Raw genomic sequence first — 25354 nt, forward strand, 5'->3', positions numbered from 1 at the left:
CGGAGGGGAAATCCGCCCTTTGGTTAAGTCTGATTAGGGGTGAGAGATGCCGGTTGCCCGGCATCGTTTATCAGAAGGTTGCGCGTTCAGCCTGCAGTTCAGCCGCCAGCGCTTTCAGCTCAGGCAGGTACTGCTCGTCCACGGGCGCGAAAGGCTTGCGACACAGCGGCACGGCGACGATATCCATATAGTGCAGCAGCGTTTTCAGCCCACGGAAGACGCCGACTTTAATCAGCAGATCGATAACTTTGTTGCACTCGCTTTGCAGCCGCATGGCGCGCTGTACATCGCCTTCCTGCACCGCACGCCTGATGGCCAGATAACGCCAGCCCATAACGTTGTAAGTGCTGCCAATGCCGCCGTCTGCGCCAGCCATCAGCCCGGAGGCAAAGATCTCGTCGTAGCCGTTGTAGAGCACCAGATCGGGATGCGCGCGGCGGATCTTTTCCATCTCGTAGAGATCGCCGGAGGTTTGCTTCAGCGCGCCAACGCCCGGCAGGCCGATAAGCGTTCCGATTTGCTCGAGCGTCAGCCTGACGCCGCTCAGCGCAGGAATGTTGTAGACCACCATCGGCAGACCGCCGGAGGCGTCAATGACCGCGCGATAGTGGTCGCAGTGTTCGTTAAAGCTGAAAGGATAGTAGAAAGGCGTGACGGCGGAGACGGCGTCAAAACCGTAGCGGTGCGCCGCGCCTGCCAGCGTCTGGCTTTCCTGGGTGCTGATTGCGCCGACGTGGGCAATCAGCGTCACCTTCCCTTTTGCCTCTTCGGCGACGATTTCCAATACCTGCTCGCGCTCTTTTGCGTTCTGCAGGAACGCCTCCCCCGTCGAACCACCGACGTAAAGACCGTCTACGCCCTGCTCAACGTTGAAACGCACCAGGCGGCGCAGGCTATCGACGTCGATCTGCTGCTGCTGGTTGAAAGGGGTAAGCAGTGCGGGCATCACGCCCCGGAGATTGTGTTTCATAAACGCCTCTTTATTGTCTGGTTTTTAAACATAAAGATATACCTTTATACCTGTTATACCAGATCGAAAAGTAAACACCACATTCTCGGATCGTCAGGATGTGATCCTGTTCATATGAAATTATTATGGGTGTTCGGGCGTTGCCGTAAAACTTGTGATGAAGAACAGCTAACGGCGCTACTTCTTATCTCCGCGCCTGCGTGGGGAAGCGTAGTAAGCAGCAAAGACGCTTTTTAGGTGGGCCTTTAGCGCGGCGTCGGCCGCATCGGGATCGCGTGCCTGAATCGCTTTGAAGATCGCAATATGCTGCTGATAGCTGACGTTGTTATGCGCGTACAGCTCTTCCTGAGGAACGGAAGGACGGGCCGCGATCAGCCAGTCCAGCAGCGCAATGTGTACGGCCATAAATATGGGGTTTGCCGGGATTTCTGCCAGTTCGCGGTGGAATTCGATATCGGATCTGATAAACAGATCGTTGTCGTCCAGCGCCTGGCTGTTCATTTCCAGCGCCTGCCCAAGACGCGCGATTTGTTCTTCGGTGGCAAATTCCGCCGCGTAGCGAACCAGGCTGGACTCGAAAAACATCCTCAGCTGTTCGAAATGGGCGATACCGCCGGGACGGGCGAGAAAGTCTTTCGCAACGCCGGACAGCTCGCCAATGATCGTATCTGCCGAAGGGCGTGAAACGCGGGCGCGTTCGCCGTTGCTTATCTGCACCAGGCCTTTACGCTTAAGGGCGGCCAGCGCTTCGCGAACGGAGGGACGACCGACGTTGAAGAAGGCCATCAGCTCGCGCTCGGAGGGCAGCTGTTCGCCTTCGCCAAACTCACGGCGGCGAATCATCTGCTCTAGCTCTTCTTCCACCATTTCTGAGAGCTTTTTACGCGCGAGCGGGCGACGGCGCATCGCTTGTCCGATGGTTTCAGTCGTCTGTGCTGGCTGGTCGTCAAATTTGCTCATAGCGTCAGAATAAGGCCGTTTAGGTGGGAGTGAGTAAGAAATATGCTTTTAAATCATAACACAGCAAACCCGGACTTACGAAGCGAGCGGCCTGGCGGGATTGCGGCAATAAAAAAGCCAGTCATCAGACTGGCTTTCGGGATTACTTCACTACGCGCAGAGCCGGGCGGCCGCCGCGCGGAGGAGGATCGTCGTCCGGGCTGTTGTCGTCTTCATCGTGATCCGGGCGATCGCCATCAATCACCTGCATCACCGTTTCCGACTCGGCTGGAGCATGCTCGTCATCGTTATGACTTGTGACTTCATCGTCATAGCTGGCTTCCGGCTCGAACATGGTGCCAGCACCATTTTCACGCGCGTAGATTGCCAGTACCGCCGCCATAGGAACGTAAACCTGGCGCGGAACACCGCCGAAGCGAGCGTTAAAAGTCACTTCTTTGTTGGCCAGCTCCAGGTTGCCTACAGCACGCGGTGCGATATTCAGAACAATTTGCCCGTCGCGCGCATATTCCATTGGGACATGCACGCCTGGCAATGTCACATCCACAACCAGGTGCGGCGTGAGCTGGTTATCCAATAGCCACTCGTAAAAAGCACGGAGCAGATAGGGACGACGCGGTGACAATTGCGACATATCCATCAATTAACCTCGGGTCTGAAGACGCATTTCGCGCTCAGGTTCGGTCAAAGAGGCGAGGAAGGAATCACGCTCGAATACGCGAGTCATGTAGCCTTTCATCTCTTTAGAACCTGCGCCAGTCAGCTCGATACCCATCTGCGGCAAACGCCACAGCAGCGGTGCCAGATAGCAGTCAACCAGGCTGAACTCGTCGCTCAGGAAGAATGGCTTCTGGGTAAAGACCGGTGCAATCGCCAGCAGCTCTTCACGCAGCTGCTTACGCGCCGTTTCGGCTTCCTGTGCTGAACCGTTCATTACGGTGTTCATCAGGGTGTACCAGTCTTTTTCGATACGTTGCATGTACAGACGGCTTTCACCACGTGCCACAGGGTAAACCGGCATCAGCGGTGGGTGCGGGAAACGCTCATCAAGATATTCCATGATGATGCGGGATTCCCACAGGGTCAGTTCGCGGTCAACCAGGGTCGGTACGCTGTGATTTGGGTTGAGGTCAATCAGATCCTGAGGCAGGTTATCCGTTTCCACATGCTCAATTTCAACGCTAACACCCTTTTCAGCCAGCACGATACGTACCTGATGGCTATAGATGTCAGTAGGACCGGAAAACAGCGTCATCACCGAACGTTTGTTGGCAGCGACAGCCATGAAAACCTCCAAGTTTATTCAGAATAATTACTGCTAATAGCCGCAAGCGGCGACTAACCTGACTGTTTATTACCCAACTCACTCGGACTACCATCAGACGCCAGAAAACAAGGCGAAAACAGACTGATGCCGACATTTGGGCAGAAAATTGGTTGATAGTTTACCAGATTTTACTGGTTTTGTGGGGAACGCATCCAGAATTTGCGAGAAAGATGATAAGAATCAAGTAGTTAAAAGCAATAATATAAATTTCAGACATAAAAAAACCCGGTACAAGACCGGGTTTTTTGCCAATTGCCTTTCTGCGTAAGCAGAGAACAATTAACGTTTGGAGAACTGAGGACGACGACGTGCTTTACGCAGGCCGACTTTCTTACGTTCAACTTCACGAGCATCACGAGTAACGAAGCCAGCTTTACGCAGTTCGCCACGCAGGGACTCGTCGTACTCCATCAGAGCGCGGGTGATACCGTGACGGATCGCACCAGCCTGACCAGAAGTACCACCACCTTTCACGGTGATGTACAGATCGAATTTCTCAACCATATCAACCAGTTCCAGCGGCTGACGAACTACCATGCGGGCAGTTTCACGACCGAAGTACTGTTCCAGAGAACGTTGGTTGATAACGATTTTGCCGCTGCCCGGTTTGATAAACACACGAGCTGCGGAACTTTTGCGGCGACCAGTGCCGTAGTATTGATTTTCAGCCATTGCCATTAATCCCGATTAAATGTCCAGAACTTGCGGTTGCTGCGCCGCGTGGTTGTGCTCGGTGCCCGCGTAAACTTTCAGTTTACGGAACATAGCACGACCCAGAGGGCCTTTCGGCAGCATGCCTTTAACCGCGATTTCAATCACACGCTCAGGACGGCGGGCAATCATCTCTTCAAAGGTCGCTTGTTTGATACCACCGATGTGGCCGGTGTGATGGTAATACACTTTGTCAGTACGCTTGTTGCCGGTTACAGCAACTTTTTCTGCGTTCAGAACGATGATGTAATCACCAGTATCAACGTGCGGAGTGTATTCCGCTTTGTGCTTACCGCGCAGACGGCGAGCCAATTCAGTAGCCAGGCGACCTAAGGTCTTGCCGTCAGCGTCAACAACGAACCAGTCGCGCTGTACGGTTTCTGGTTTAGCTGTAAAAGTTTTCATTAAAAGCTTACCCAATATATAGTTACACGTTGGTGAACACCCAAACGTTTAAAATCAGTTGAGGTTCACGCGACATTGTCCAGCAAACCTACCCCTTCGAATAGCCTATGCCGGCACGACAAAAGTTTTGGGAAAAAAACTTTGGTTGTAACGTGGGGTCGCAAGATTATAGAGAAGTCGTTCCCAAAGATCGACCTTAATTTGCCTTTCCAATGACATATCGGCTTTTACGGCATATGCGACAGGCGCAAATACTCTTCGCTTTGCATTTCCTGCAGGCGCGACAGACAGCGCTGGAACTCAAACTTAAGCCTTTCCCCTTGATAGATATCGAATAATTCCGCTTGGGCAGAAACCACCAGCTTCACGTGGCGCTCATAAAACTCATCCACCAGCGCAATAAATCGGCGGGCCTCGTTTTCGGTTGTGACGGTCATTACGGGGACGTTGTACAGCATCACAGTGTGGAAAAGCCGCGATAAGGCGATGTAATCGTGCTGGCTACGCGCGTCAACGCACAGCGTTTTGTAATCCACCGCCAGCGTTTGATTGGCCGTGCCCAGCGTGGCCAGCGGGCGATGGTTGATTTCAAGCACCGGTTCGCCTTCACGGGGCGTGCCCGCAAGCGCGGCGTATAAGCGCTCCATTTGCTGTGCCGTTGCGTCATCCAGTGGCGAAAGCCATAGATGCGCCTGAGTCAACGTCCGCAGCCGGTAATCAATGCCCGCATCCACGTTCATCACGTCACAGTGGCGTTTGATTGCATCGATCGCGGGCATGAAGCGCGGACGCTGCAGGCCGTTGCGATAAAGCTCGTCCGGCGGAATGTTAGACGTTGCGACGAGGGTGATGCCGCGCGCAAACAGCGCTTTCATTAATGTACCGAGCAGCATGGCATCGGTGATATCCGAAACGAAGAATTCGTCAAAGCACAGGATATCTGTTTCGGCCTTAAAACCATCGGCGACGATTTCCAGCGGGTCGGTATGCCCCTGAAGCTGTGTCAGCTCTTCGTGAACGCGGAGCATAAAACGGTGGAAATGCAGCCGCAGCTTGCGCTCGCCAGGTAAACTCTGAAAGAACATGTCCATCAGCCAGGTTTTCCCGCGCCCCACCCCTCCCCACATATATAATCCACGAACGGGTTCGGCATCCGTTGCCGCCGGGCGTTTACCCAACAGTTTGCCAAATTTCGCCATCAAACCACCGCCGGAAGCCGTTACAGTACTTTTATTTGTAAGCTCCTGATAAATGGCTTCGAGGCGCGTAACGGCCTCGCGCTGGACGTCGTCGGGTTGGTAGCTGCCCTGGGCGAGAGCCTGCTGGTAGCGCGATGTAGGGGAGAGATTTTGCATGGTATTATGGTATTCCCTTAGAAATCGTATTGCCGTTTACTGTTGTTCTTAAAGCACGGATGTCGAAAAAAAGGTCGTTCTACCCTAAGCGATGCCGCGTCAGGATTCCACTTCTCTTAGGTTAGCGGTTATAGTGGCTACATTACCCTACGGATTCACAAGATAACGGGAGAAGTACATGACCTGGGAATATGCGCTAATTGGGTTAGTTGTCGGAATTATTGTTGGTGCCGTTGGCATGCGTTTCGGCAACCGCAAGCTTCGCCAACAGCAGGCTTTGCAGTACGAGCTTGAGAAAAACAAGGCCGAGTTGGAAGAGTACCGCGAAGAGCTCGTTAGCCACTTTGCACGTAGTGCAGAGCTGCTCGACAATATGGCGGATGACTATCGCCAGCTTTATCAGCACATGGCGAAAAGCTCCAGCAGCCTGCTGCCAGAAATGTCAGCGGAGGCCAATCCGTTCCGCAACCGTCTGGCTGAATCCGAAGCCAGCAACGATCAGGCGCCGGTGCAAATGCCGCGCGACTATTCGGAAGGGGCGTCCGGCCTGCTGCGTACCGAGCGCGCAAAACGCGATTAATCACAGTTGTAAGATATTTTTCCCGGGGCACGCGTTTCGTGCCCCAAATCTCCTCCCGGCACAGCTATCATTTAATAGTCTTATCTCTTCCAATAACAACATTGTTACCCGGTTGATATTTCAATAACATCGGAGTGTTATCCGGTTTTCCTTTTTCCAGGTCACGAGAGCAAGCCATCAATGAAGAAACCAATAAGATTGTTGAGTGCGATAGCGTTAAGTGTCGGGTTAGCTCTGGGCGCAGCACCGTTTGCCGCCGCATCGTTGCCTGCGCAGGTTCCCGGCCAGGCCGCGTTACCAAGCCTTGCGCCGATGCTGGAAAAAGTCCTGCCCGCCGTGGTAAGCGTTCAGGTTGAAGGCACGGCCGCCGCCCCGACGCAGAAAATCCCGGAAGAATTAAAGAAATATTTTGGCGACGATCAGCCTCCCGCCGAAGCCCAGCCGTTTGAAGGCCTGGGGTCAGGCGTAATCATCGACGCGGCGAAAGGTTATGTCCTGACGAACAACCACGTAATCAGCCACGCCGAGAAAATCAGCGTCCAGCTGAACGACGGGCGCGAGTTTGACGCAAAACTGATCGGCGGCGATGACCAGAGCGATATCGCCCTTATCCAGCTGCAAAATGCCACCGGGCTTACGCAAATCGCCGTGGCGGATTCAGACAAGCTGCGCGTAGGCGACTTCGCCGTGGCGGTAGGCAACCCGTTCGGGCTCGGCCAGACGGCCACATCGGGTATCGTTTCCGCTCTGGGCCGCAGCGGCCTGAACCTTGAAGGGCTTGAAAACTTCATTCAGACGGATGCCTCAATCAACCGGGGTAACTCCGGCGGTGCGCTGCTAAACCTTAACGGCGAGCTTATCGGTATCAATACCGCGATTCTGGCACCGAGCGGCGGCAGCGTGGGCATTGGTTTTGCTATTCCCAGCAATATGGCGCAGACGCTGGCAAAACAGCTGATGCAGTTTGGCGAAATCAAACGCGGCCTCCTTGGTATCAAGGGCATGGAGATGAGTGCCGATATCGCTAAGGCCTTTAACCTGGGCACCCAGCGTGGTGCCTTCGTCAGCGAAGTGCTGCCGCAGTCCGGCTCGGCTAAAGCGGGCATCAAAGCGGGTGATGTCATCACCACGCTGAACGGTAAAACGCTTAACAGCTTTGCGGAACTGCGCGCCAAAATCGCCACCACGGAGCCGGGCACGGTGGTCAAGCTTGGCCTGCTGCGCGACGGCAAACCGCTGGAAGTCAGCGTAACGCTTGATAAAAGTACCGCTTCGTCGGCTAACGCTGAACTGATTATCCCGGCGCTGCAGGGGGCATCGCTGAGCGATGGGCAGCTGAAAGACGGTGCGAAAGGCGTGAAGCTCGATAGCGTTGAAAAAGGCACGCCGGCCGCGCAGATTGGCCTGCACAAAGACGACGTGATCATCGGTATTAACCGCGACCGCGTCCATACCATTGCGGAAATGCGCAAAATATTGGAAAGCAAACCTGCGGTCATTGCGCTGCACGTGGTGCGCGGTGAAGACAGCCTTTATTTGCTGTTGCGTTAAATTGGTCAGTTATCGGACATCGCGAGTGCGGTGTCCGATTAACTCATGCTATTCTGCGTTCGATTTCTCACAGATTAATTTAAACCCATGTTTCTAAAGATTTTACGATCGGTAGCGATCGGCCTGATTGTGGCGGCTATTCTGTTGTTTTCCCTGCCTTCACTGCGTCAGAAAATCGCGCCGCTTGCGCCTTCAAAGTTCGACAGTGCCGACGAAACGCCGCTGAGCTATAACAGCGCGGTGCGCCGTGCCGCGCCTGCCGTGGTAAACGTCTATAACCGCAGCGTGGGAAGCAACGCCCAGAACCAGTTGCAAATTAAAACCCTCGGCTCCGGGGTGATCATGGACGAACGCGGCTACATCATCACCAACAAACATGTCATTAACGATGCCGAGCAGATTATCGTTGCCCTGCAGGACGGCCGCGTGTTTGAGGCGCTGCTGGTGGGCTCCGACAGCCTGACCGATCTGGCGGTGTTAAAGATTAACGCTACCGGCCTGCCGCTTATTCCTATTAACAGCAAGCGCCAGCCGCACATCGGCGATGTAGTAATGGCTATCGGCAACCCCTACAACCTTGGACAAACCATCACGCAGGGGATTATCAGCGCAACCGGACGTATTGGCCTCAGCCCATCTGGCCGCCAGTCTTTCCTGCAAACCGATGCCTCCATCAACCATGGTAACTCCGGCGGCGCGCTGGTGAACTCGCTGGGCGAGCTGATGGGTATCAACACCTTATCCTTCGATAAGAGCAACGACGGCGAGACGCCTGAAGGTATCGGCTTTGCGATCCCAACGCAGCTGGCGACCAAAATCATGGATAAACTTATCCGCGACGGGCGCGTCATCCGCGGCTATATCGGCATCGGCGGTCGTGAAATCACTCCGCTTCACGGCCCGGCAACCGGCATCGATCAGATCCAGGGGATCATCGTCAATGAAGTGTCACCGGACGGCCCAGCGGCGCAGGCGGGTATTCAGGTCAACGACGTGATCGTGTCCGTGAATAACAAACCTGCGATCTCGGCGATTGAAACCATGGATCAGGTGGCTGAAATCCGCCCTGGCTCAATCATTCCGGTTGAAGTCATGCGTGAGGATAAAAAGCTCACGATGCAGGTTACGATTCAGGAATACCCGGCGGGGAACTGATTTTCAGGCATAAAAAAACCGGAACGATTGTTCCGGTTTTTTTCATCTATCAGATATCACTTATTAACGAATTCTTCACCAAGCGTGATGTCTTTCTTCAACGTATCCAGCATGCCTTCCAACGCCTGATGCTCAAACGCGCTCAGTTTGCCGTAGGATTTGTGCTCGGCGATACCGTTTTTACCCAGCAGCAGCGGCTGAGAGAAGAAGCGAGCGTGCTGACCGTCGCCTTCTACATAGGCGCATTCAACAACGTTGCTCTCGCCCTGAAGGGCGCGTACCAGTGACAGACCGAAACGTGCAGCGGCCTGGCCCATAGACAGGGTCGCTGACCCGCCGCCGGCCTTCGCTTCAACCACTTCAGTACCCGCGTTCTGGATACGTTTGGTCAGGTCAGCAACTTCCTGCTCGGTGAAGCTAACGCCCGGGATCTGGGACAGCAGCGGCAGAATGGTCACGCCAGAGTGGCCGCCGATAACCGGCACTTCGATATCAGTAGGCTGTTTGCCTTTGAGTTCCGCAACAAAGGTGTTGGAGCGGATGATGTCCAGCGTGGTCACGCCAAACAGTTTGTTCTTATCGTAAACGCCCGCTTTTTTCAGCACTTCAGCAGCGATAGCCACCGTGGTGTTCACCGGGTTAGTGATGATACCAATACAGGCTTTTGGACAGGTTTTAGCGATCTGTTGAACCAGGTTTTTCACGATCCCTGCGTTGACGTTGAACAGGTCGGAACGGTCCATACCCGGTTTACGCGCAACGCCTGCGGAGATCAGCACAACGTCCGCACCCACGAGGGCTGGGGTTGCGTCTTCACCGCTGAAACCTTTGATTTTCACATCTGTAGGGATATGACTAAGGTCAACCGCTACCCCTGGGGTAACTGGCGCAATGTCATACAGAGAGAGTTCTGAACCTGAAGGCAGTTGGGTCTTGAGTAGAAGGGCAAGCGCCTGGCCGATACCGCCTGCCGCGCCGAGGACTGCAACTTTCATCCTAAACTCCTTATTATGGTTAGCAAAAACGTGCCGTAACTCCATAGGGTGGCGACCATAATCCAGAGATGGGGTAATTACAATATTCCCGCCCTCAGATTGCGATATTACGCATTCATCGCGCGTTACTTCTGCATTTACTCGCCGGGTGGAAACGACGCCTGAGCGCCCGGTCACGACCTGATGTTGTCACATCAACAGGGCGTTACATTACACCTTAGGCGCGCATCAAAACAACATCATTTTGATAACATTTGGTTTACTTAATGGCTTATTTGCGAGTCGTGACACAGGCATGTTTCTCGATAACGAAATTTGATAAAATTCGTCTCTTTCATAACATTATTTCAGGCTTCAATCCCGCCAGTTATGCCCCTTAGCATTTGAGTTGCAGGACAAAAACACGAGGTGTTTTTGAACAGCTAAAAGCTGGCCCCGCAGGGGCGAGGCTGCTGCCGATTAACGCGACAAGGGAACTCATCCCCGGGAGCTTACTAAAGTAAGTGACTGGGGTGAGAGAGTGCAGTCAACACCCCTGCAGCTCAAAGGATATGGGCATATTGCATAAAAATTCATTTAAATGCATAATAATGTTATCCGTTTACCTTCATACAGGTGACTTATGCGTAACTCTTCAAAACAAGAAGAATTAATTAAAGCCTTTAAATCCCTTTTAAAAGAAGAGAAATTTAGCTCGCAGGGCGAAATCGTTCACGCCTTGCAGAACGACGGCTTCGAGAACATCAACCAATCTAAAGTCTCACGTATGCTGACCAAGTTCGGCGCGGTACGCACCCGCAATGCGAAAATGGAGATGGTCTACTGTCTGCCCGCAGAGCTTGGCGTGCCAACGACTTCCAGCCCGCTGAAGAATCTGGTGCTGGATATCGACTACAACGATGCGGTCGTTGTGATTCATACAAGCCCGGGCGCAGCGCAGCTGATTGCCCGCCTGCTCGACTCGCTTGGTAAAGCAGAGGGTATTTTGGGAACCATCGCAGGCGATGACACTATCTTTACCACGCCAGCCAACGACTTCACGGTTAAAGAACTGTACGAAGCGATTCTGGTGCTGTTCGAGCAAGAACTTTAATCTGCATTATTACCCGTCATTCCTGGGGCGGGTAACTCTCCTTCGCACGCCCGCCTCATCCTCAAAAAACCGCTCTGCTTCTCTTAAGCAGGGGTAAAAGCGGTCTTTTTCTATTTACGACGTCAATTGTTCTGTCTCAACCGCACAAATAATCAAAGATTTCTATCCATATGATTTTGCTTATATTTAACAAAAAATTAGCAATAAATGACCATTTTTAATAACCAAATGTAATAAAAAATTATTCTATAAACGTAAAGTTTCATTGTGAACTGTTAGCAGGGTATTAATTTTTCCCGTTACTAGTGTATACTTGATTTTGTGATGAGGGTCACGAAACGATGACCCAAACAAAAGAATACGACGAGGTAAAAATTATGAACATGAAAAACACATTAGTAGCTGCAAGCCTGCTCTCCATGCTGTCATTCGGCGCTTTTGCCGCAACGTCCATCAACGCTGACCAGGCGCAAAACCGCGAAGCAGTGGGCACCGTTTCCGTGAGCGGAATCGGTAGTTCACCAATGGATATGCACCAGAAACTGGAGCAGAAAGCCGCAGATCAGGGCGCTTCTTCTTACCGCATCATTGAAGCGCGTAGCGGTGACCAGTGGCACGCAACTGCTGAGCTGTATAAATAACAGCCCGAAACATACGTATTAGTAATAGATAGCAAAATTACCCAGCTCGACGGCCCCAAGAACAAAAATCGCTATTTAGCCCTTCCGGCCGTTGGGAAAATCATTCAGGAGTCGACATTATGAAAACCAAATTAACCATCGCAGCCCTTAGCCTTTTCTCCGTTATCTCTTTTGGCGCTAACGCAGCAGCGCAGCAGATTACCAACGAGCAGGCACAGGGGATGCAATCAATGGGCAGCATCTCCGTAAGCCAGGTGGGCAGCGCACCTATGGATATGCGTCATGAGTTATCGCAGAAAGCGACACAGGAAGGTGCTTCAGCCTATCGCATTACCGAAGCGCGTACCGGCGATTCCTGGCATGCTACCGCTGAGCTGTATAAATAAACCCTCGTCGTCACGTCCGACGACTTTGCCCCCGCTCGCGGGGGCTTTTTTATAGCTGCTATCCTCGAACGTTAAAGCGCAGCTGCCCTTCCAGCTCTTCTTCCGCCTCATCAAACAGCAGAATCAGCGCGCCATAGCGCCGCCTGAGCATCTCCGGCAGGTGAATAAACTCAATCTCCGCCGGGAGCGGAAACTCTTCACCCACCACGACGTCCCATAGGCTATCCAGATCGTGCACCCGCTTTTTGTCGAGGGAAAACTGTTGGGTAAAGTGGCGATAGAATCCCGACTGATCCTCTATCTGACTAAAATCAAAAGTGTACTTCTTCATCTTCTGCCACTCCCGCCAGAGCAAACCGCAACGCTGTTGATTTACAGGCCACCGATATGCAGCGTTTTGACTTCCAGAAACTCATCCAGCCCCAGCACGGAGCCTTCGCGGCCGAGCCCGGACTCTTTCACCCCGCCAAACGGCGCAAGCTCGGTTGATACCGCGCATTCGTTAATACCGATCATGCCGCTTTCAAGCGCCTGAGAAACGCGGAACACGCGCTGCAAATTCTGAGTATAGAAGTAAGCGGCCAGACCGAATGGCGTATTGTTTGCGCGCTCAACGGCCTCTTCTTCCGTTTTGAAGCGGAAACAGGCGGCGAGCGGGCCGAAAGTTTCTTCCTGCGCCAGTTTCATATCGTCATTCGCGTCGATGATGACGGTAGGCTGCCAGAAATTGCCGCCGAGCTCGTGGCTCTTACCGCCCACCAGCGCTTTGCCGCCTTTGGCAACGGCGTCCTCGACGTGCTCACGGACTTTATCTACGGCAGATTTTTCGATAAGCGGCCCGACAACGACGCCTTCATCCATGCCGTTCCCCACCTTCAGCGCTTTGACCGCTTCCGCCAGCTTGTTGACGAACTGGTCGTAAACCCCCTCCTGAATGAAGAAGCGGTTAACGCTCACGCACACCTGGCCCGCGTTGCGGAATTTGTTGGCGATTGCGCCTTTAACGGCGGCATCAATGTCGGCGTCGTCAAAAACGATATACGGAGCGTTGCCGCCCAGCTCCATTGAAACCTTTTTCATGGTTTCTGCGGCGTTGCGCACCAGCGTTTTACCGACGGCGGTGGAGCCGGTGAAGGATATTTTGCGCACCTCGTGGCTGGCCATGATAGCGTCGCTAATTTCCTGCGTATTTCCCGCAACCGCGTTGAGCACACCGTCCGGTATGCCAGCCTGTTTTGCCAGCGTCAGCAATGCAAAGGCCGATAAGGGGGTATTGTTGGCAGGCTTAATAACGCCGGTACAGCCCGCGGCAAGCGCCGGGCCGAGCTTGCGGGTCAGCATCGCCATCGGGAAGTTCCACGGGGTAATGGCCGCCACCACGCCCACAGGCTCCCGCGTTGCGAAAATGCGCGAGCCCGCTTTCGCTGGCGGAATGACTTCGCCGTTGGCTCGCTTAGCCTGCTCGGCAAACCACTGGATAAAGCTCGCCGCGTAGTCGACTTCTCCTTCCGCTTCCTTAAGCGGCTTGCCCTGTTCGGCGGTCATCAAACGTCCGAGCCAGCTTTTGTTTTCAACGATCAGCTCATACCAGCGATAAAGTAGGGCGGAACGTTCTTTGGCGGTTTTTGCGCGCCACGCGGGGAAAGCCTTAGCGGCAGCGGCAATCGCCTCTTCCGTTTCTTTCTTTCCTGCCTTTGCGACCTTTGCTATCACTTCGCCCGTGGCGGGATTCAGCACGTCAAAGGTGCTGTCGGACTTATGCCATTCGCCGTTAATCAGATAGCCGGTGTTAAAGAGCTCGCTTTGTTGGAGTTCTGCTGCAGACATAGTGCTCTCCTTATTAAAGGGATGTAAACGCTATAAATAAGGTTAGCACATCATAACGGCTGCGAATTTGAAACGCTCATATTGTCAAAACGCGCCCGGAGGCGCGTTGATAAAATGTTATTGAGGGAATGTTAGAATTTCAGATCCATCATATAACTCCAATATTTATTGTCGCCTTTATTGGTTGGGAAATAACCATAACCACCAGTCGAATCCACGCTATTCAGTGAAAAAATTTCCGTATCACCATTATAAGGATTCAAATAAATATACATGTCACCCAATTTACCCGTCTTATCCTTGCCACTCCAATGTTTATAAAGATCTAACATTTTAGCATTGCCCGCTGCACGAGACTTATTCGTACCAAGATAGGTCCACCAGGTATTATTTTTCTTCGTTATCGGGAAATACCAATAGCGTAGGTCCCCACCAAGTCGAGTTAGCTTAAAGTATTCAGTTTCATGATTGTAAGGGTTACTGTATTCAAAAATGCTATTAATTTCAGCTTTTCTGTCATTGCCACCCCATTTAAATTTCTGCTGAGTGAAAAGTTGCGCGCCAGGATAGATGGATTGAATCCATTTAGCGTATTTAGCAAGGGCGACGCCTTCGGTAATATCACTGTTTTCCCATGAAATGGGTCCACGCGTGGTAGCAATAATCATCTTCATACCGTTATGATCCTGCCACCATGCACTTCCACTGTCCATTCTGTCTGGACGTGCCCATAAATCTGTTTCGCCAGAAGGCTCAAACGTTGTCATGAGTAAATTGTTTTCTGTACTGACCTCTGTAATTTTACTCATTCCCCACGCACGGCGCGGTAGAGGCCTTGGGACATAGTTACCGCTTACGTCCCTGCCTACGCCCCAAAATCCATATCCTGCGAATTCAACATTCTTATTTAAGACATTATTATTATCATAAATAACAGGTTGAACCCCTGCTTTATTATTACTGTCTACCATAGATTTAATAGTAGGAATTTTAACTAAAGCAATATCCGAACCACCGCTGCCTGTTTCCAGCCGCTCCTGTGGAATGTAGACGTAACTCTCTCCCTCAGCCCAGGTGACTGAACCTGTAGGCGTGTTGGTACTAAAGCTTTCTCCAATCGGTCTGGTGCTTTCCCAGTTACCATAGCAGTGAGCAGCAGTCAGTACCCATGTATAATCTTCACTCTCACCTAGCCAGGTTCCAGTACAGCCTACGGTTGTGACCATCCCAACTAAATGAAAAGGCTGCTGGTAGGTGGCCTGACGTAAAGGCTCATAACCCTTCGTTAAGGTGTCCTGCATGCGATTAATATCGCCGCCGTTTTTAATAAACACCTGTTCGTTAATCACCACGGCTTGTGCAGCAGTAGTAATAATTCCCGCCAGCGCAAAAACCAGCTTTATATTCATTCTAAACCTCCATGTTGACAAATAAATAAGGCTGATGAATGTCTTCATCAGCCTTAATTCTACGTTTAAATTACAGCGCGTGTCTTGAGTTTTAAATATGGATTCCCTGAATTAATTTTTATCGATTAGGCATCTATCAATGTGTGCTGATATTTATGCAGCATATCCGCCAGCCTTTTTACCGGTTCGGTCACCTGTAACGGCGCATCCCAAACCTTTAATTTTTCCTGATAAATCTCAAGTTCGCCCAGCAGCTGTTTATAGTAGCGTCGCCGCTTATCGTCGCTGGAGGCCGATGTCACCCGGTCTGCGGTGTTGCGCAGCTGGCGGTGAAAGGCAGATAAATCAGCATTTACCGGAATTGGCGCATCGCGCAGGCGCTGGTGAGCAATAATCAGCGTCAGCGCCAGGCGGTAGCGATCGATATCACCTGGGAACATGCTTAGCAGCAGTTGAAGCTGCCTGTACAACGCCGGAAGGTGATTCTCTTTGCGACGATTCTTATTCGTCGTCAGCGCCGAAACCGCCGCCGAAACGAACTGGTTAAGCAGCGTGCGCCCGGTGCGTTCCTGCGTATTATCGCGAATCAGCAAAATCACCATCATCGCCAGGAAGCAGCCGACGATTTGACCCAGCGCGCTGTCCAGGAAGGAGCTGAAGTGGAAGGTCATCGGGTTATCAAGCACGATAACGTTAATCGTCCCGGCCAGCGCGCCCATTGAGCCGAGCCGCCGTTTTTGCACCTCAATACCAATAAAGAAGCCCAGCAGCGCAAGGCTGATACACAGCAGCAGCATGCTTTGCTGCGTTGACGGAATGATGACCAGGAAATAAAGCGCGCCCAGCGGCAGCGCCACCAGCATCCCGTAGAGGAAGTCGAGCGAAACCATGCGCGGATTGGGCAAACGCATCGCAAGGGAGGTGACGACGGCGATCATCACCATCGCCCCGCTGCCCGACGTCCAGCCGGTCCACAGCCAGAAAAGGCTGCCCAGCAGGCAGGAAATGGTGGTGCGCCAGAAGTTGATCATCGCGTGGTGGCGCTCGGCGGACTGCACGTTAATGACCACTTCGTCAGTCAGTATCTCTTCTTCAACCGCGTTGATTCGGGTGTTGGTAATCACGCCCCGTTTTAACAGCTGGAAGCGGGTAGCCGCACCAACCCACGAGCTAATAGTGATTGGCGTGTTCTTTTCGCCGGTTGAAGAGATAAAACGTCTTAGCATTTTCAGCTGTTTGTGAACGTCTGCCGCCGTTTCTACCGGCATCTCGAACAGCATTCTGAATTCCGGCGTGACGAATTCCGGGCGCGTATTTTGAATCAGGAAGGTTTCGCAGGCCTGGGTGATTAACGTGAACGACAGCGAGTTAATCGCCTTAAGACGGCGGTTGGCCTGGCCCCAGCGCGCGGACTCGATCTTCAGATTACTGCGCATTCCCTCAAGCGCCGTGGTGCGGCGCACCATGCCGCTCCAGGATTTATCCACCTCTTCTTTGTCGCCGTGCGCGATGCACAGCTGCATCAGGCGATAATGGTCCACCAGCAGATTATCCAGCTCGCGGTCAATTTCCTGTTTGATGGAGCGCGGGGAAAACAGCAGGTCAGCAAGGATCGCACAGACGATACCAATGACAATTTCACTGCAGCGCTCAACGGCAAACTGCGGCGTGGTGACCGGGTTCATCTGGATGGTGACGACGATAATTAGCGCAGTGTAGCCGGAAAGACCCCAGGCGTAGGAGTTTTCGACTTTCACCAGTGAAGAGATCCAGGTACAGAAGCCCGCCCAGATACAGCACACCAGCAGCATCACGACCGGTGCGCGAATCATCGAGGTGATGATCACCAGCGCCGCCACGCAGCCGATAAACGTACCGATGATGCGCAGCATGCCGCGATAGCGAATGGCACCTGAATACGGCTCGCCGCCTGCGGCAAACGCCGGGCCAGCGGCCACAATCGCGGCGGTTAAAACCGCCCAGCGAGGCGTTTCCAGCTGAAAGTGGAAGCCGACAAACAGCGCCAGCACGATGGCAAACGCCAGCTTGAATGCAAAGCGCAGATGCAGTCGGGAAATAGAATACATAGTCGCCTGGCTTATCCAAACTCACGCAGACGATGCATGAATTTCATAAATACGGAGTCATGCTCGGTGTCGCGGTCTTTTGCTCCGGTCACGACGACGGTAGCCGTAGTACCCGCCGGGTAGAGGTTCCCCTGCTGTTCGTCCAGATGAATGCGGACCGGCACGCGCTGTGCCAGGCGCACCCACTCAAGGTTGGAATCTACCGTCGCCATCCCTTTCGCATCGCTGGTACTGCTGGCGTTCGTTACGCCAGCGGAGATGCTGTCCACGGTACCGCGCAACACGCGGTTGCTGCCCAGCGGGGTGATTTGCACACGATAGCCCGGGCGAATGCCCTCAAGCTTGGTTTCTTCCATGTAGGCAAGGATGTAGAACGTATGCTGCTTCACCAGCGCAACGACCGGCGAGCCGCGGGTAATAAATTCGCCGCCATGAACGTTGAGGTTAGTCACCCAGCCGTCGGCCGGGGCGCGAACAACGGTACGCTCGAGGTCGAGTTTCGCCAGATCGCGCGTTGCCTCAGCTTTCGCCAGCTGATGCAGCACGGTTTGCAGCAGGTTGTTTGACTGGTCGATCTCTTCGCGCGACATCGCCTGCACGCCAAGGGTATTTCGGCGCCCAGCCTCACGGCGTTTTTCACTCGCCAATGCCTGATAGTAGGCCACGTCGGCCTGCGCTTCTTCCAGCGCCTTTTGATAGCGCGGCTGGTCGATGGTGAACAGCACCTGGCCTTTCTTAACCAGCTGGTTGTCATGCACCTCAACGGCGGTAATCAGCCCGGAAACGTCAGGCGCGATAGCGACGACATCGGCGGTAAAGCGCGCGTCACGCGTCCACGGCGACTCGGTGTAAAACACCCAGGCGCGAAAGATTGCGATAAAGGCCAGCAGCACAAGAATCAGCGTGATGGCGGTACGGGTCATTTTTCTTGTCAGTGTTTTCACATCAACCTCAAACGAACAGCTGCGAGATGAGATAGAACAGGCAGCAGTAAAGCGCTGTATTGAATAATGCCGGATGCCAGACAAAGTCATAGATCCCCGTCGGGGTCAGCAGGCGGCGCACCAGCCAGAAAGCGGCCAGCGAAATAATCAGCTCAAAGAATATCGGTGGAAAGGAAAGACCGAATACCACGATAACCGGAAATAAACTCATGTTAACCTTGTTAGGATAGTGCAGGTGACACAGTCCCTGGACAGTTATCCGCGACTTAAAGTTGCCGGGAACGGCAGGCGAGAGCGCGGTGTAGGCTGTGCTAATAATAATATATTAACGTAACTGTTACCCTGTTATCTATAATATGTGATCTAAATCACTTTTAACTCAGAGTGAACAATGGAAAGACTTAAACGCATGTCGGTTTTTGCCAAAGTCGTCGATTTGGGCTCTTTTACCGCCGCTGCCAGGCAACTACAGATGAGCGTATCGTCCATCAGCCAGACGGTTTCTAAGCTTGAAGATGAACTGCAGGTAAAGCTGTTAAACCGCAGCACCCGTAGCATTGGCCTCACCGAAGCGGGCAAGATTTACTACCTCGGCTGTCGCAAGATGTTGCATGAAGCTCAGGAAGTCCATGAACAACTTTACGCGTTTAACAACACGCCTATCGGCACCCTGCGCATCGGCAGTTCTTCAACCATGGCACAGAATGTCCTCGCCAACATGACGGCGGAGATGCTCAAAGAGTACCCGGGGCTGACGGTAAATTTGGTTACCGGCATCCCCGCCCCGGATTTAATCGCCGATGGCCTGGACCTGGTGATCCGCGTCGGCGCGCTCCAGGATTCCAGCCTGTTCTCCAAACGGCTTGGGTCGATGCCGATGGTGATTTGCGCCTCGAAAAGCTATCTCCAGCAAAACGGCATACCGGAAAAACCGGCGGATCTGGCGAACCATTCGTGGCTGGAATACAGCGTCCGCCCGGACAACGAATTCGAGCTGATCGCCCCGGAAGGTATCTCCACGCGCATGATCCCGCAGGGGCGGTTTGTGACCAACGACCCGATGACCCTCTCCCGCTGGCTGAAGGTCGGGGCAGGCATCGCCTACGTGCCGCTGATGTGGGTGATCGACGAGATCAACAGCGGCGAGCTGGAGATCCTGTTCCCGCGCTATCAGTCCGATCCACGCCCGGTGTACGCGCTGTACACCGAAAAGGACAAGCTGCCGCTAAAGGTGCAGGTGTGTATTAACTATCTGACGGAGTATTTCGTGAAGGTGGCCCAGCTGTATCAGGGCGTGCGGGAAAGAAACGGGCGGGGAAAAGAAAAATAGCCGGGCGTTATCCGGCTATTTTTTGGTGGATGGCGCATTCGCTTATCCACCCTACGAATAGAATCAGCCCCCCCCGGATGTAGGTCGGGTAAGGCGTACGCCGCCACCCGACAATCCGAACTTTAAGCGGTGCCGCCAACCGTCAGGTTATCGACTTTCAGCGTAGGCTGCCCAACGCCAACCGGCAGGCTCTGGCCTTCTTTGCCGCAGACGCCAACGCCGTTATCCAGCGCCAGGTCGTTTCCGACCATTGAAATCTGCTGCATGGTTTCGATGCCGGAGCCGATAAGCGTTGCCCCTTTCACCGGCTTAGTCACCTTGCCCTTCTCGATCAGATAGGCTTCGGAAGTGGAGAACACGAATTTGCCCGAGGTGATATCCACCTGGCCGCCGCCGAAGTTTGGCGCGTAGATGCCGTACTCAACGGATTCGATGATCTCCTGCGGAGTCGACTTGCCCGCCAGCATATAGGTGTTGGTCATGCGCGGCATCGGCAAATGCGCGTAGGACTCGCGGCGACCGTTGCCGGTAGGCGCAACGCCCATCAGGCGCGCGTTCAGCTTGTCCTGCATATAGCCTTTCAGGATGCCATTTTCGATCAGCACGTTGTACTGGCCCGGCACGCCTTCATCGTCGATGGCCACGGAGCCACGGCGGTTCGCCATGGTGCCGTCATCAACAACGGTGCATAGCTCAGAGGCAACGAGCTGGCCCATCTGGCCGCTGAATACCGACGTGCCGCGACGGTTGAAATCGCCTTCCAGACCGTGGCCCACCGCTTCGTGCAGCAGTACGCCAGGCCAGCCCGCGCCGAGCACCACCGGGAACATACCCGCAGGTGCCGCAACGGCAGACAGGGTGATCAGCGCCATACGCACGGCTTCTTTTGCCCACGCATCGGCACGCACTTCACCGTCGATAGTTTCAAGGAAGTAGTCATAGCCAAAACGACCGCCGCCGCCGCTGGAGCCGCGCTCGCGCTTGCCGTCCTCTTCGACCTGGACGCTGACGGACAGACGCACCAGCGGGCGAACGTCCGCCGCAAGCGTACCGTCGGTAGCGGCCACCAGAATAAGTTCATACACGCCGGTCAGGCTGGCGGTAACTTCCTGCACGCGCGGGTCCGCAGCGCGCGCTACGCTGTCCACACGTTTCAGGATGTCGAGTTTCTCTTCGCGGGTCATGCTTTGCAGCGGATCGGCGCTGGTGTACAGCGCGCTGTGCTGCACCGCGCCAAGCGTGCGCGAACTGCCATCGCCTTGTTCACGCACGATGCTGCGCGCCGCGTGGGAGCTTTGCTCAAGCGCCAGCAGGCTGATTTGGTCGGCATAGGCAAAGCCGGTTTTCTCGCCGCTAACCGCGCGAACGCCTACGCCCTGATCGATGTTGTAAGAACCATCTTTAATAATGCGGTCTTCTAAAACCCAGGATTCGTGATAACTGGACTGGAAATAGAGATCCCCATAGTCGAGCCGACGCTCGGACAGCTGCCCGAGAATGGAAAACAGATCTTGATGGGTTAAGCCATTCGCAGACAGCAACTGCTCACTTACCAGGTTCAGACTCATCGTTTCGCTACTCTTATTACAGACCATTTCGAGGTGCCCTAAATAGTTCAAGTCTGAGGAAGGCGGCAAGCTCGTGAGTCCCCCGGAACATACAAAATATGTAACCGGGGTGAACGAGCGCAGCCAACGCGCCAGAGGCTTGAAATATGACGGGCATATCTATTGAGCTTGCGGCAATTAATTGCCCGCGTCAAATCACTTAGCTTCCTTGACGCGCGGCTGGCGCAGCACTTCGTTGATTTGTGGTTTGTCGATTGGCCCGGTGATGTGGTAGCGCAGCACGGAGATTTTACTCCACAGCGGCCCAAGCACCTTGCTGGCGGCAAACACGGCGGCACCGACAATCGGGTTCACCGCGAAGGCGGCGGCCACGCCGACCGTTGCGGAGATTTCCGGCGCAACTACGGCTTCCATATTGAGCTGGCGGCGGACGAGATCCACGGAGCCTTTCATCGCAATGTCGGCTTCAAGGCCGTCCACCAGCGTGTCATCGGTATGCAGAACGCCATCCTTGATCCACGCCGTGCTGCGAATGGAGTCGAAATAGAAACCGTCGCCGAAGGTATCGCTGAAGTCGAAACGCAGCTTGCGCATCAGGGCATCAAAGCTGACAAGGCGCAGCAGCTGCCCGGCATGGCCGGTGCCAAGATCGGCGATTTGCCCTTTGCCCAGGCGGGCATGCAGGATGCCGTTAAGCGTTTTCTCTTCCGGCTTCCACGGCACGGCGCGCCAGTGCAGATCGTAATCGACATCGAACGACGAGCCCTGAATAGGCGTTTTAACGCCAAAGAAGTTGGTCGCGGCATCCAGCTTTTTACCCTTCAGCTTGCCCTTCAGCGAGGTGCGCATGTCCGCCGGGCTGTTAACCCATTCCCCGTCTGCCGTCAGGCGGGCAAATCCGGTATCGATCAGGCCGTTATTGAGCTTGAGGGTATGGCCTTTGATAGCCATATCAGCATCGATGCGGCCATATTTTTGGCCCCACAGCCAGCATTCGGCGCAGCGCAGCTGCACGTCGGGCCAGTCGCGGAAGCTAATCGCGTCATTGTCAGCCAAAGGCGATTTGCCGCTGGCTGGCGTATCGGAATTCACCACGCTCCAGACCGGGTTGAAATAAAGGTACTTGATTGCCGCCTGCCACGGCGCGTTATCGCGCATGTTCAGCGTGGCGTTGATTTCGCGGCCCTGGGCGTCAACCTGCGTGCCGGTTGGCGTCGCTCGCGACACCAGGCTGAGGTTGTTCCACTGCTGTCCGCCAAGCGTTAACGCAGGCGTTCTGAGCGTAATATTCGACGGGAGCGCCGCCGACTGGCTAACGCCGGAGGTTGCGCTCCCGCTAAACAGCGCTAACCACTGCGCGCCATCCATCGCGGGCAGATCCAGCTCCAGCCCCGGCTGCTCGGGTAAAGGAGGAACGGTATGACTGTCCGTCGCCCAGATAGCACGGTCGAGCGTCAGCTTTTTATTTAGCAGCCAGCGGCTGGAGAATCGGCTGGAGTCCCCGGCGCTGCCGGTCAGATTAAAGCCTTTGAGATCGCCTTTTACCGCCACTTTCACCGGCAGCGGCTTGCCCGCAGCTTTGTCGACCGGCGCAGGTAAGTGACTGCTTACATTCTTCAGGTCCGCGTCCAGATCTACCTTGTAGGTCGGGCTACCACGGTAAGGCAGCGTGATGCCCACCACGCCTTTCCACGCCGCGCTGCCTTTCAGCGCCTTGTTGATCTGTTCTGGCAGCACGCCCGTTTTGTCCGGCTGCCAGTCGCCGTTGAGATTGACGCCTATCTGGTAGTCTTTCTCACCGGTTTTGGTATTAAAATCAATATTTACCGGCTGGTTAAACCAGGTGGCGCGCAGCGGCTCACTTTGCAAATCGCCGTTCACGAAGCTGAACTTCCCGCTCAGGTTATGCAGCGTGCTGGAAAGGGGTTTGATCAGCAGCGTGTTGTTATTCAGCACCACGTCGCCTTTCGCCGTGGTCATTTCACCATCCAGCGGGATATCAAGATGTAAGCGAGCATTCACATCGCCGCCAATCTGGAGTTCATCGAGGGCTGCGGCCAGGGAATCATCCAGCGGCGTGTCTTTGAAGTACGGCCCGACGGCGCTGCCAGGCCCGCTAATGTCGGAATCAATCAGCAGCTTCTCTTTGGAATAATCCGGGATGATGGCGGTGAGATTGCGGGCGGTCACGCCGCCGAGCTTCACCTCGTCGGATTTCATCCACAGGCCGTCGTTAATAAAGTCGAGCTGTATGTCGAGGTTCTCGAGCGCGGGCCAGTCCGGCTGGAAGGCAAACTTCGCGTTACGCAGCGGTACGAATACCTCGAACTGCCCTTCGTTGTGCTTGTAGGGGAAAAGGTGCGGGTTGCCGCCGTAGACCAGCGTGGCATCTTGAGCCTGGCCGCCCTGAATCGCGCCGCTCAGGTAATCCACCAGCGCTTTGCCCATCAGGTTTTCTGGGAAGTAACGCCAAGCATCCGCGCCGTTGCTGGTGTTGATACCGGCCAGAATGCTTAACCAGGGATCGCCTTTTTCGGGCTGGTAGTAGCGGAAATCGCCGCGCGCCCAGACCGAACGGGCTTTGACATCAAGGTCTTTTCCGTCCAGCTGAAAGCCTGCCGCGTTGTTCTGCCACTCAAGCGTGGCAACGCCGCGTTCAATTTCCAGCGGGGCGCGGAACACCGTCTCATACGGCATCTTTGCATCTGTGACCTGCGCCGTAAGCTGACCGTGCTCAACGCTACCGGTAACCGAACCCGAGAAGTGCTCGGTGCCCGGCAGCATCTTCCACTGGTTCCAGCTAAGGTCCTTCCAGCGCGCCTGCATGCGCGTTTTTTCCGTTTGCTGCAGCGGGATATCTACCGCCAGCACGTCGATATGGCCTTTTGGCTTCAGGGTATTCCAGATTTCATTCAGGTTCGGTGAAATTTTGGCGGTCATTGGAATCAGGCCGTTGAAGCTTTCCAGCTCCATGTTCGTTGCGCGAACGCGCAGTTCGTCGCTGCGCTGGCTTTGTTTGCCACCAACGTCCTGAGGCCCTATCCATGCGAGCGTCAGGGAGCCTTTCGGCCAGGTTTGGTCATCAAGCGTGATATTGGTGGACGGAATCGCCAGATTCCAGCCCGTCGCCGAGCGGTCCACGTGCGCCATCAGGTTATCGACGGACAGGTGATGCGTGGTTTGGTCGCCCTTCCAGCTGCTGCCGCCTTTCTTAAGCCAGATGTTGCCACCCGCGATGTCGCCCGCCTTGACGTCCATCCAGGCTTCAAGGCTGAATTCGGCGCTTTGCAGGTCGATGTTGTCCTGCATCCAGCGGCCAAGCCACGGCTTAACGTCGACGTTATCCGCCTGCAGCCACACCTTGCCGGTATTGAGAAGGCCGTTGTCGTCGCGCAGATCCATCCTGACGTTTGCCACGCCGTGCTGCCCGTTAAAGCTCGACAGGCTTACCTGCCCTTCGGCGCGGTGGCGGTCTTTGGCGTTAACCCAGGTCAGTTGGGGAATGGCGAGTTCGGCGCGCTGGCCGGAGAGCGTCAGGAAGCTAAGCGAGCTGTCGCGCAGATCGAAATGATCGAACTGGCGCAGGAAGAGATCGTTGATTTTACCGGTTTCGAGCTTACCGTCGCTGCCGTTCTGGCTCAGCGGGGTGTTGGTGCGCATGTGAAGCTGGTAGAAGGTGAGATCGCGGAACTGCCAGCGGGCGTGCAGCAGGCTTTGCCAAACGTCCAGCGCCAGGGTGACGCGTTTGATGCTGAGCTCACCGCCGTCTTTCAGGCCCGCTTTGATATCGCGAACGTCAAGCGTGGGGCCGAAATTCTGCCAGCTTGCCTGAATCTGGCTGGCGTCCACCGGCGTGCCGGTCATCGACTCAATCTTGTCGAGCAGCGCCGGGCGCCAGGCATCCAGATGCGGCAAAACGAGCCGCAGGCCGCTCACCAGCAGTGCGACGATAACAATCAGCGTTGCGCCTGTGAGCAGCAGAATGCCGGGCAGTCGCCTCACATATCTCTCCTTGTCTGCCTTACGGCAAGGTCACCCTAAAAAGTACAACCCGCGTAAC

The 25354-nt window shown here is 54.4% G+C and carries 23 protein-coding genes; 7 read left to right on the forward strand and 16 right to left on the reverse strand.

All coding sequences use genetic code 11. The features are described from left to right. Positions 1 to 70: 70 nt before the first annotated feature. The 7 genes from nanA to zapE all read right to left on the reverse strand — a co-directional run bounded on the left by nanA (position 71) and on the right by zapE (position 5728). Positions 71 to 970 carry an N-acetylneuraminate lyase gene (gene nanA, locus ACSPHG_RS21345; RefSeq protein ID WP_435955504.1) on the reverse strand — a complete coding sequence of 300 codons (900 nt, stop codon included), beginning with the start codon at positions 968 to 970 and terminating at the stop codon, positions 71 to 73. A gap of 177 nt (positions 971 to 1147) precedes the next feature. Then, a complete protein-coding gene (locus ACSPHG_RS21350) occupies positions 1148 to 1930 on the reverse strand; it encodes a transcriptional regulator NanR (protein ID WP_435955505.1) in 783 nt (260 codons plus the stop codon). 142 nt (positions 1931 to 2072) lie between these two features. After that, positions 2073 to 2570 carry a ClpXP protease specificity-enhancing factor gene (gene sspB / locus ACSPHG_RS21355; RefSeq protein ID WP_435955506.1) on the reverse strand — a complete coding sequence of 166 codons (498 nt, stop codon included), beginning with the start codon at positions 2568 to 2570 and terminating at the stop codon, positions 2073 to 2075. Positions 2571 to 2573: 3 nt separating this feature from the next. Then, positions 2574 to 3215 carry a stringent starvation protein SspA gene (sspA, locus tag ACSPHG_RS21360; protein ID WP_435955508.1) on the reverse strand — a complete coding sequence of 214 codons (642 nt, stop codon included), beginning with the start codon at positions 3213 to 3215 and terminating at the stop codon, positions 2574 to 2576. Positions 3216 to 3536: 321 nt separating this feature from the next. After that, complete coding sequence (gene rpsI / locus ACSPHG_RS21365) at positions 3537 to 3929, reverse strand: 30S ribosomal protein S9 (protein ID WP_064543072.1); 393 nt, start codon at positions 3927 to 3929, stop codon at positions 3537 to 3539. Positions 3930 to 3944: 15 nt separating this feature from the next. After that, positions 3945 to 4373 carry a 50S ribosomal protein L13 gene (gene rplM / locus ACSPHG_RS21370; protein WP_034459800.1) on the reverse strand — a complete coding sequence of 143 codons (429 nt, stop codon included), beginning with the start codon at positions 4371 to 4373 and terminating at the stop codon, positions 3945 to 3947. A gap of 227 nt (positions 4374 to 4600) precedes the next feature. Next, positions 4601 to 5728: a cell division protein ZapE gene (gene zapE / locus ACSPHG_RS21375; RefSeq protein ID WP_435955509.1), complete on the reverse strand. Its 1128-nt coding sequence runs from the start codon at positions 5726 to 5728 to the stop codon at positions 4601 to 4603. Between the two features lie 178 nt (positions 5729 to 5906). Between zapE and zapG the strand changes: the two genes are divergently transcribed. From zapG to degS, 3 genes are all read left to right on the forward strand, one after another. Next, complete coding sequence (gene zapG / locus ACSPHG_RS21380; protein ID WP_435955510.1) at positions 5907 to 6308, forward strand: Z-ring associated protein ZapG; 402 nt, start codon at positions 5907 to 5909, stop codon at positions 6306 to 6308. A 180-nt stretch (positions 6309 to 6488) separates the two neighbouring features. Further along, a complete protein-coding gene (gene degQ / locus ACSPHG_RS21385; RefSeq protein ID WP_435955511.1) occupies positions 6489 to 7859 on the forward strand; it encodes a serine endoprotease DegQ in 1371 nt (456 codons plus the stop codon). Positions 7860 to 7946: 87 nt separating this feature from the next. Then, on the forward strand, positions 7947 to 9014 hold the full coding sequence (gene degS, locus ACSPHG_RS21390; RefSeq protein WP_435955512.1) for an outer membrane-stress sensor serine endopeptidase DegS: 1068 nt from the start codon (positions 7947 to 7949) through the stop codon (positions 9012 to 9014). Between the two features lie 56 nt (positions 9015 to 9070). Here degS and mdh read toward each other — a convergent pair whose 3' ends face one another. Then, entirely contained in the window at positions 9071 to 10009 is a 939-nt protein-coding gene (gene mdh, locus ACSPHG_RS21395) for a malate dehydrogenase (RefSeq protein ID WP_435955513.1), read from the reverse strand. A gap of 622 nt (positions 10010 to 10631) precedes the next feature. Here mdh and argR point away from each other — a divergent pair. From argR to yhcN (ACSPHG_RS21410), 3 genes are all read left to right on the forward strand, one after another. Then, complete coding sequence (gene argR, locus ACSPHG_RS21400) at positions 10632 to 11102, forward strand: transcriptional regulator ArgR (protein ID WP_435955515.1); 471 nt, start codon at positions 10632 to 10634, stop codon at positions 11100 to 11102. A 377-nt stretch (positions 11103 to 11479) separates the two neighbouring features. Then, positions 11480 to 11743, forward strand: a complete 264-nt coding sequence (yhcN, locus tag ACSPHG_RS21405) for a peroxide/acid stress response protein YhcN (protein ID WP_435956074.1) — start codon at positions 11480 to 11482, stop codon at positions 11741 to 11743. Between the two features lie 119 nt (positions 11744 to 11862). Next, a complete protein-coding gene (gene yhcN, locus ACSPHG_RS21410) occupies positions 11863 to 12129 on the forward strand; it encodes a peroxide/acid stress response protein YhcN (protein WP_435955517.1) in 267 nt (88 codons plus the stop codon). Between the two features lie 58 nt (positions 12130 to 12187). On the opposite strand, the gene ACSPHG_RS21415 is transcribed toward yhcN (ACSPHG_RS21410), so the two are convergent. The 6 genes from ACSPHG_RS21415 to aaeX all read right to left on the reverse strand — a co-directional run bounded on the left by ACSPHG_RS21415 (position 12188) and on the right by aaeX (position 18607). Further along, entirely contained in the window at positions 12188 to 12460 is a 273-nt protein-coding gene (locus ACSPHG_RS21415) for a barstar family protein (protein ID WP_435955518.1), read from the reverse strand. Between the two features lie 41 nt (positions 12461 to 12501). Next, a complete protein-coding gene (locus ACSPHG_RS21420) occupies positions 12502 to 13956 on the reverse strand; it encodes an NAD-dependent succinate-semialdehyde dehydrogenase (protein ID WP_435955519.1) in 1455 nt (484 codons plus the stop codon). Between the two features lie 131 nt (positions 13957 to 14087). Beyond that, a complete protein-coding gene (locus tag ACSPHG_RS21425; protein ID WP_435955520.1) occupies positions 14088 to 15365 on the reverse strand; it encodes a trypsin-like serine protease in 1278 nt (425 codons plus the stop codon). Positions 15366 to 15490: 125 nt separating this feature from the next. Continuing rightward, positions 15491 to 17452 (reverse strand): p-hydroxybenzoic acid efflux pump subunit AaeB, encoded by a 1962-nt coding sequence (aaeB, locus tag ACSPHG_RS21430; RefSeq protein WP_435955521.1) that lies wholly within the window; start codon positions 17450 to 17452, stop codon positions 15491 to 15493. Between the two features lie 11 nt (positions 17453 to 17463). After that, positions 17464 to 18396 carry a p-hydroxybenzoic acid efflux pump subunit AaeA gene (gene aaeA / locus ACSPHG_RS21435; RefSeq protein ID WP_435955522.1) on the reverse strand — a complete coding sequence of 311 codons (933 nt, stop codon included), beginning with the start codon at positions 18394 to 18396 and terminating at the stop codon, positions 17464 to 17466. 7 nt (positions 18397 to 18403) lie between these two features. Continuing rightward, positions 18404 to 18607 (reverse strand): p-hydroxybenzoic acid efflux pump operon protein AaeX, encoded by a 204-nt coding sequence (gene aaeX / locus ACSPHG_RS21440; RefSeq protein ID WP_435955523.1) that lies wholly within the window; start codon positions 18605 to 18607, stop codon positions 18404 to 18406. 180 nt (positions 18608 to 18787) lie between these two features. Here aaeX and aaeR point away from each other — a divergent pair, with 180 nt between their 5' ends. Continuing rightward, positions 18788 to 19726, forward strand: coding sequence for an HTH-type transcriptional activator AaeR (gene aaeR, locus ACSPHG_RS21445; protein WP_435955524.1), 939 nt, complete (start codon positions 18788 to 18790; stop codon positions 19724 to 19726). 122 nt (positions 19727 to 19848) lie between these two features. Here aaeR and tldD read toward each other — a convergent pair whose 3' ends face one another. Continuing rightward, the gene (tldD, locus tag ACSPHG_RS21450) at positions 19849 to 21294 is read right to left on the reverse strand and encodes a metalloprotease TldD (protein ID WP_435955525.1); all 1446 of its coding nucleotides are present in this window, start codon (positions 21292 to 21294) and stop codon (positions 19849 to 19851) included. A gap of 195 nt (positions 21295 to 21489) precedes the next feature. Next, the gene (gene yhdP / locus ACSPHG_RS21455; protein ID WP_435955526.1) at positions 21490 to 25296 is read right to left on the reverse strand and encodes an AsmA2 domain-containing protein YhdP; all 3807 of its coding nucleotides are present in this window, start codon (positions 25294 to 25296) and stop codon (positions 21490 to 21492) included. Positions 25297 to 25354: the final 58 nt, after the last annotated feature.

Source organism: Dryocola baronae (genome assembly GCF_051297175.1).
In the GTDB taxonomy this organism is placed as follows: domain Bacteria; phylum Pseudomonadota; class Gammaproteobacteria; order Enterobacterales; family Enterobacteriaceae; genus Dryocola.